5 protein-coding genes and 3 tRNA genes are annotated in these 6,803 nt (G+C 57.8%); all 8 read right to left on the bottom strand.

Annotation, left to right across the window (positions count from 1 at the left end; translation table 11 throughout):
- Positions 1–920: elongation factor Tu (gene tuf / locus ACYVIS_RS19730; protein ID WP_460874859.1), on the bottom strand; the 920-nt coding region annotated here is incomplete at its 3' end.
- A 49-nt stretch (positions 921–969) separates the two neighbouring features.
- A tRNA-Thr gene (locus ACYVIS_RS19725) sits at positions 970–1,044 on the bottom strand.
- A gap of 46 nt (positions 1,045–1,090) precedes the next feature.
- Positions 1,091–1,164, bottom strand: a tRNA-Gly gene (locus ACYVIS_RS19720).
- A gap of 178 nt (positions 1,165–1,342) precedes the next feature.
- Positions 1,343–1,429, bottom strand: a tRNA-Tyr gene (locus ACYVIS_RS19715).
- Positions 1,430–1,524: 95 nt separating this feature from the next.
- A complete protein-coding gene (locus ACYVIS_RS19710) occupies positions 1,525–2,448 on the bottom strand; it encodes a ParB/RepB/Spo0J family partition protein (RefSeq protein WP_232741923.1) in 924 nt (307 codons plus the stop codon).
- An 11-nt stretch (positions 2,449–2,459) separates the two neighbouring features.
- Positions 2,460–3,293 carry a ParA family protein gene (locus tag ACYVIS_RS19705; protein WP_232741922.1) on the bottom strand — a complete coding sequence of 278 codons (834 nt, stop codon included), beginning with the start codon at positions 3,291–3,293 and terminating at the stop codon, positions 2,460–2,462.
- On the bottom strand, positions 3,290–3,961 hold the full coding sequence (rsmG, locus tag ACYVIS_RS19700; protein ID WP_460874858.1) for a 16S rRNA (guanine(527)-N(7))-methyltransferase RsmG: 672 nt from the start codon (positions 3,959–3,961) through the stop codon (positions 3,290–3,292). Before rsmG ends, ACYVIS_RS19705 begins: the two co-directional genes overlap by 4 nt.
- The gene (gene mnmG / locus ACYVIS_RS19695; protein WP_460874857.1) at positions 3,961–5,871 is read right to left on the bottom strand and encodes a tRNA uridine-5-carboxymethylaminomethyl(34) synthesis enzyme MnmG; all 1,911 of its coding nucleotides are present in this window, start codon (positions 5,869–5,871) and stop codon (positions 3,961–3,963) included. The genes rsmG and mnmG overlap by 1 nt, the downstream gene beginning before the upstream one ends.
- Between the last annotated feature and the right edge of the window lie 932 nt (positions 5,872–6,803).

The raw sequence follows: 6,803 nt of genomic DNA, 5'->3' as shown, positions 1-6,803 counted from the left end.
AACTCCGTGTGCGGATTGATCGAACCCGGTTTGGACAACACCTGGCCGCGCTCGACGTCTTCGCGCTTGGTGCCGCGCAACAAAATACCCACGTTGTCGCCCGCCTGGCCCTGGTCCAGCAGCTTGCGGAACATCTCCACGCCCGTGCACGTCGTCTTGACCGTGTCCTTGATGCCCACAATCTCGATTTCCTCGCCCACCTTCACCACGCCGCGCTCGATCCGGCCCGTCACCACCGTGCCACGACCCGAGATCGAGAACACATCTTCCACCGGCATCAGGAACGCCCCATCCACCGCCCGCTCGGGCATCGGGATGTACGTGTCCAGCGCCTCGGCCAACGCCAAAATCGCCTGCTCGCCCAACGGACCCTTGTCGCCTTCCAGCGCCAGCTTGGCCGATCCCTTGATGATCGGCGTGTCGTCGCCCGGAAAGTCGTACTTCGAGAGCAACTCGCGCACTTCCATTTCCACCAGCTCGAGCAACTCCTCGTCGTCGACCATGTCGGCCTTGTTCAAAAACACAATAATGTACGGCACACCCACCTGGCGGCTCAGCAATATGTGCTCGCGCGTCTGCGGCATCGGGCCGTCCGCGGCCGACACCACCAAAATCGCTCCGTCCATCTGCGCCGCGCCCGTGATCATGTTCTTCACATAGTCCGCGTGACCCGGGCAGTCCACGTGCGCGTAGTGACGGTTCTTCGTCTCGTATTCCACGTGCGAGGTGTTGATCGTGATGCCGCGCGCCTTCTCTTCGGGCGCCGCGTCAATCTGATCGTACCCTTTCGCCTCGCCACCAAACGCCGCCGACAGCACCGTCGTGATCGCCGCCGTTAACGTCGTTTTGCCGTGGTCCACGTGACCTATCGTACCTACGTTGACGTGCGGTTTGGTCCGTTCAAACTTACCTTTTGCCATGGCTGACTCCTGACTATGGAATAAAGCTATAAATAATGATGAAAATGGTTGGTGCCCATGACGCGGATCGAACGCGTGACCTCTCCCTTACCAAGGGAGTGCTCTACCACTGAGCCACATGGGCAACTTCTTTTTGTTGCACCCACCCTGTCGGGCGAGAATCAAAAAACTGGAGCGGGTGAAGGGAATCGAACCCTCGTCGTAAGCTTGGAAGGCTTCTGCTCTACCATTGAGCTACACCCGCAGGGGATTCTGTTCATACCTGTTTTACATGTGGCCGGCGCTGTGGCTGCCCCGCACTACCGTAACCGCCCGGTGCGAACACGTATTAATTACCTGCCATTAATCGCCCGCATCACGGCGCCGGTTCCAGCGCGTCGTTGCCTACAACAGCCCGCATATTCTCTACGGCCATAAAACTCTGGTGGTGGGGGTTGGATTCGAACCAACGTAGACGCAAGGTCAACAGATTTACAGTCTGCCCCCTTTAACCACTCGGGCACCCCACCAAAAGAGAACTGCGAATTATGCAGAGTTTTTAAAAACTTGTCAAATTGGGCGAAGGCGCCAAACCGTGCCGGCAAGCCTCGCCGCGGCCCCGATTTCAGGCCTCGACCACGCCCGACAAGCCCTGGCGTTCAAGCAGGGAATTCAGATGCTCCCAGCCATGAAAATCGATCATGAGCTGGCCGCGGCTTTTGGCACCGACCTTGAGCGTAACCCGGGTCCCGAGATGATCGGACAGCGCCTGCTCAAGCCGCTTGACATCGCCCGACTGTGCCACGGATTTGCGCGGCGCCCTGGTCTGGGCTTCCTCCGCTTCGCGTATGCTACGCGCCACCAGCTTTTCAGTTTCACGCACCGACAGGCGTTTGGCGATGATTTCGTTGGCCAGCAGAATCTGCGAGGCGGAGTCCGTTGCCAACAGCGCCCGCGCGTGGCCCATGTCGATGTCGCCGGCCAGCAGCATGGTCTGCACCGGGTTGGTCAAGTTGAGCAGGCGCAGCAAGTTGCTGGTGGCCGAACGCGAGCGTCCAATTGCCTGAGCCGCCTGTTCATGGGTCAGGCCGAACTCATCGAGCAAGCGCCGCACGCCGTGGGCTTCTTCAAGCGGGTTCAGATCTTCGCGTTGGATATTTTCGATCAGCGCCATCACCGCCGCGCTTTCGTCGGGAACCTCGCGCACCAGCACCGGCACCTCGGCCAGGCCAGCCAATTGAGCCGCGCGGAAACGTCGTTCACCCGCGATGATTTCGTAATGTCCGTCTTCTTTGCCACCCAAAGGCCGCACCAGAATAGGCTGCATGATGCCCTGTGTACGGATGGATTCCGCGAGTTCGTTCAAGGCGCCTTCATCCATGCGGGTGCGCGGCTGGTATTTGCCGGCGCGCATTTTTCGCACATCCAGGACCGATGGCGGCGCGCTCTTTTTTTCAACCGCCTTGCCCAGATCGCCGATCGCGCTTGCATCCTCGCCCAGCAAGGCTTCCAGGCCGCGGCCCAGGCCCTTTGGTTTCTTTGTTGCCATAGTGTTTTCCTTTAATTCCCTGTGCCCGTCTGTTGGGCGCCAAGCAGCTTGGCCTCTTGTTTGACACGCTTGATAAGCTCGTTGCCGAATTCGATATAGGCTTTGGCGCCGCGCGAATTCTTGTCATACACCGTACCCGGCAAACCGTGGCTGGGCGCCTCTGCCAGCCGTACATTGCGCGGCACGATGGCCTTGAACACCTTGTCGCCAAAATGCGTTTCGATCTGCGCCGAGACCTGTTGCTGCAGCGTGACTCGCGGATCGAACATGACTCTTAACAAACCGATCAAATGCAGTTCGGGGTTGATATTGCGATGCACGCGCTTGACGGTGTTGACCAGGTCGGACAGGCCTTCGAGCGCAAAATATTCACACTGCATCGGGATAATCACGCCATGGGCCGATGCCAGCCCGTTCAATGTCAGCAAAGAGAGTGTCGGCGGACAGTCGATAAGTATGAAATCGTATTCGCCAATGATCAGGGCAATGGCCTGCTTGAGCTGCTGCTCGCGATCATCCATCTGGATCAGGTCGATTTCGGCGCCGGACAGCTCGCGATTGGCGGGCAACACATCGTATCCGCCGGCATCCGATCGAACCCGCGCGCCCGCGATGGTGGCCTCGCCGATCAACACCTGATACAGGTTTTTCTCGATGGAATTCTTGTCGATGCCGCTACCCATGGTGGCATTGCCCTGCGGGTCCAGGTCGATCAGCAGGACACGCTTGTTATGCGCCGCCAGGGCCGCGGCAAGATTGATGGCGGTCGTGGTCTTGCCGACCCCTCCTTTCTGGTTGGCAATACAAAATACATGGGCCCTGTTGTTTGAAGCATTTTGACTCATAGATTTCCTTGGCGGCGATTCATCCAGACCAGACAACGCTGGGCATTCAATTCGGGTACGACTAAAGGTTCGATATGCGCCACGCACCAGTCGGTTTCCTGCTGCAGCGCCTGCACTTCCTCCTGCGGGTCGCGGCCTTTCATGGCCAGCAGCCACCCCTGGCGGGCAGCGTGTCCGCCCGCCAGTGTCGCAAAATCGGCCAGCGAAGCAAAGGCCCGCGACACGACAATGTCTGCATTCAAGCTATCGAGCGCCTCCGCCCGCGCATGTACCGCGTGCAAATTGGGCAAATGCAAGGCTCCGGACATTTGCCGCACGAAAGCCGTTTTTTTTTCCACCGCGTCGACGCAGTGAACCTGCCACTCAGGACACATCACGGCGATTACAACGCCCGGCAAGCCTCCCCCCGAACCGATATCGGCAATCGTCCCATTGGCGCGGCCATCGGCGCTTAGCGCCGCCCGCATGGGCCCCACCACCGAAAGGCTGTCAAAAACATGCTGGACCAGCATTTGCCCGCCATCGCGCACCGCCGTCAGATTGTAGGTGCGGTTCCAGCGCTGCATCTGGGCAATGTAGTTCAGCAGGGTCCCGTTCTGCGCACGATTCAGTTCGATGCCCAATGACCGGGCGGCCTCGTCCAGCCGATGAGCCTGATCCGTGGCCATTACGCCGCTTTCTTGCCATATTGCAGGCGTTTGAGGTGGATCATCAGCAAAGAGATGGCGGCGGGTGTCACGCCCGATATACGGCCGGCCTGGCCTATCGTTTCCGGGCGGCTCGCCTTGAGCCGCTGGCGCACTTCTATCGACAGACTGGTCACCACGTCGTAATCGATGTCCGCGGGGATGGCCTGCTGTTCATGAGCGGACTGCTTATCGACTTCCTCCTGCTGGCGTGTCACATAACCCGCGTACTTCACCTGGATTTCAACCTGCTCGGCCGCCACCTTATCACTCAGTCCGGGCCCAGCGAGGCTTTCCCCATCGATCTTGCGAACCTCCATCAGCGCCCGATAACTGACCTCAGGGCGTTTCAATAAATCAGTTAGTGAGTACTCACGTTCTATTTGCTTGCCCAACAAGGCTTCAGCGGCATGCGCCGCCAGAGTTTTCGGGTTGATCCAGATCGATTTCAAACGTTCGACTTCCGAGGCCACCGCATCGCGTTTACGATTGAACGAATCCCAACGAGCATCGTCGACCAAGCCCAGGCGACGGCCTTCTTCGGTCAGCCGCATATCCGCGTTGTCTTCCCTCAGGCTGAGCCTATATTCGGCACGCGAAGTAAACATGCGATACGGTTCCGTCACGCCCCGGGTAACCAGGTCATCGACCAGAACCCCTAGATAGGCCTCATTACGCTTCGGCGTCCAGGAATCCAGGCCCTGCGCCTGGCGAGCCGCATTCAAGCCAGCCAGCAGGCCTTGGGCGGCGGCTTCCTCGTACCCGGTGGTGCCATTGATCTGCCCGGCAAAAAACAAGCCCTTGATTGCGCGGGTTTCCAGGCTTGTGCTTAATTCACGTGGATCGAAATAGTCATACTCGATGGCATACCCTGGACGCATGATGACTGCGCTTTCCAAACCGGGCAAGGTTCTTAGCAAGGCCAACTGCACATCAAAAGGAAGGCTGGTCGACACCCCGTTGGGATAAATTTCATTTGTCGTCAGCCCCTCTGGCTCCAGAAAAATCTGATGGCTGTTCTTGTCGGCAAACCGTTGAATCTTGTCTTCGATCGACGGACAGTAGCGCGGCCCTATTCCCTCGATGACACCGCTATACAAGGGCGAGCGATCCAGGCCTGCACGGATGATGTCATGAGTACGCTCGCTGGTATGGGTAATCCAGCATGGCAATTGCCGTGGATGCATGGTGCTCGAACCCATGTACGAAAAAACAGGCACCGGGTCGGTGTCACCAGGCTGCACTTCGGTACGGCTGAAATCGATAGTCCGGGAATCGACCCGCGGTGGCGTGCCAGTCTTCAGGCGCCCTTGCGGCAGTTTAAGCTCTTTAAGCCTCTGGCCCAGCGTTATAGCAGGAGGATCTCCGGCACGGCCTGCCGAATAATGATTGAGCCCCACGTGAATCAACCCATTGAGAAATGTGCCGGCAGTCAACACGACCGTTCGCGCCTTGAACGTCAGGCCGATCTGTGTGACCGCACCAACAACTCTATCCCCATCAAGCATCAAATCTTCAACGGCCTGCTGGAAGATCGTCAGATTGGGCTGATTTTGCAGAATAGTCCGAATTGCCTTGCGGTACAGAGATCGGTCGGCTTGAGCACGGGTCGCACGAACAGCGGGGCCTTTTGAGCGATTCAATATCCGAAACTGTATCCCCGCCTGATCAGTAGCATAGGCCATGGCACCACCCAGAGCATCTACCTCTTTGACGAGATGCCCCTTACCGATTCCTCCTATGGAAGGATTGCAGGACATTTGGCCCAGCGTTTCCATATTGTGGGTCAATAGAAGGGTGCTCGCGCCTGTCCGAGCCGCGGCCAGCGCCGCTTCGGTTCCGGCGTGCCCGCCGCCGATGACGATTACGTCAAACTCATCTGGATAAATCATTTTGATTGGGGTTTCATAAGAACAACGAGCGTCATTATACCGCCCGCGTTTCCGATGTTCCACGTGAAACATAGATCATCTTGTAAGAATTTCAATGTTATTTGCATGTTCCACGTGAAACATCTATGTTTAACAAACAGCACACTTAGTAAGGTTCCATGAAATGCTTGGCGAACGAGGTAGATATCATGGCTATTTGTAAGGCCAAGGTGCGCCTATAGGCCCGTAATGGGAGATCAAAACAACAGGCTGAGCGGTGATTTCTGCCACGGGGAAAGCAAAACCCGAATGGGCTTCGAGAGGAGTGAAACTTGGCAGGACGAAGCACTTAGTGTCGCGATGTGTGTGTCGACTAAAGCGTTTTTTGGTCAAAGTGGTTACGGCACTCGATGGATTGGTCGCTTTGGTATTTGAAGACGCCGTCTATCGGGGCTTGGGATCAGGACCGGCACGGCGTGCTTGATCCGGATCTACCTCGTCCAGGCGGGCGTCGGGCGAACTCGCCCAGCCTCGCGAGGCTGGGCTCAGACAGCGCCCGCCGAAAGCCCCCGCCTTCCCTACGGTAGCATCCGGCGCACGCCTTACGCCGGCCCTGATCCCAAGCCCCGATAGACGGCTCGCGTTGTGGCATGCCTGGAATTGCATCACGGGATGCTCGGAATTTACGTGCTTGCACCTACCGTTAATGGGCCAGCACCCCTAGAACCGTTAACGTGCCCGCACTCATGCCTCCATCACGTGGCCGTATCTACTTCGATTGACTTCTTGATGGATTGACGACTCGATTGACTAAACGCCCACCGCCTCAACGTATCCCGTGATTGGCTAAACGCCGCTTCCCCAACATATACCTCGATGCATTACCTCAACGCGAGCCGCAGGGTGGGCGGTGCTGTGTAGTCCGGCGGTAGTCCAGCGCCGGGTGCAATGGA

Source organism: Paralcaligenes ginsengisoli (genome assembly GCF_054781135.1).
Note: the sequence above shows the minus strand (reverse complement) of the source record. Positions and strands in the feature narration are given on the sequence as shown.

Coding starts and splice junctions, on each gene's coding strand:
- ACYVIS_RS19705 (WP_232741922.1), bottom strand. CDS start 3,293: ATGAGTCAAAATGCTTCAAACAACAGGGCCCATGTATTTTGTATTGCC.
- rsmG (WP_460874858.1), bottom strand. CDS start 3,961: ATGGCCACGGATCAGGCTCATCGGCTGGACGAGGCCGCCCGGTCATTG.
- ACYVIS_RS19710 (WP_232741923.1), bottom strand. CDS start 2,448: ATGGCAACAAAGAAACCAAAGGGCCTGGGCCGCGGCCTGGAAGCCTTG.
- mnmG (WP_460874857.1), bottom strand. CDS start 5,871: ATGATTTATCCAGATGAGTTTGACGTAATCGTCATCGGCGGCGGGCAC.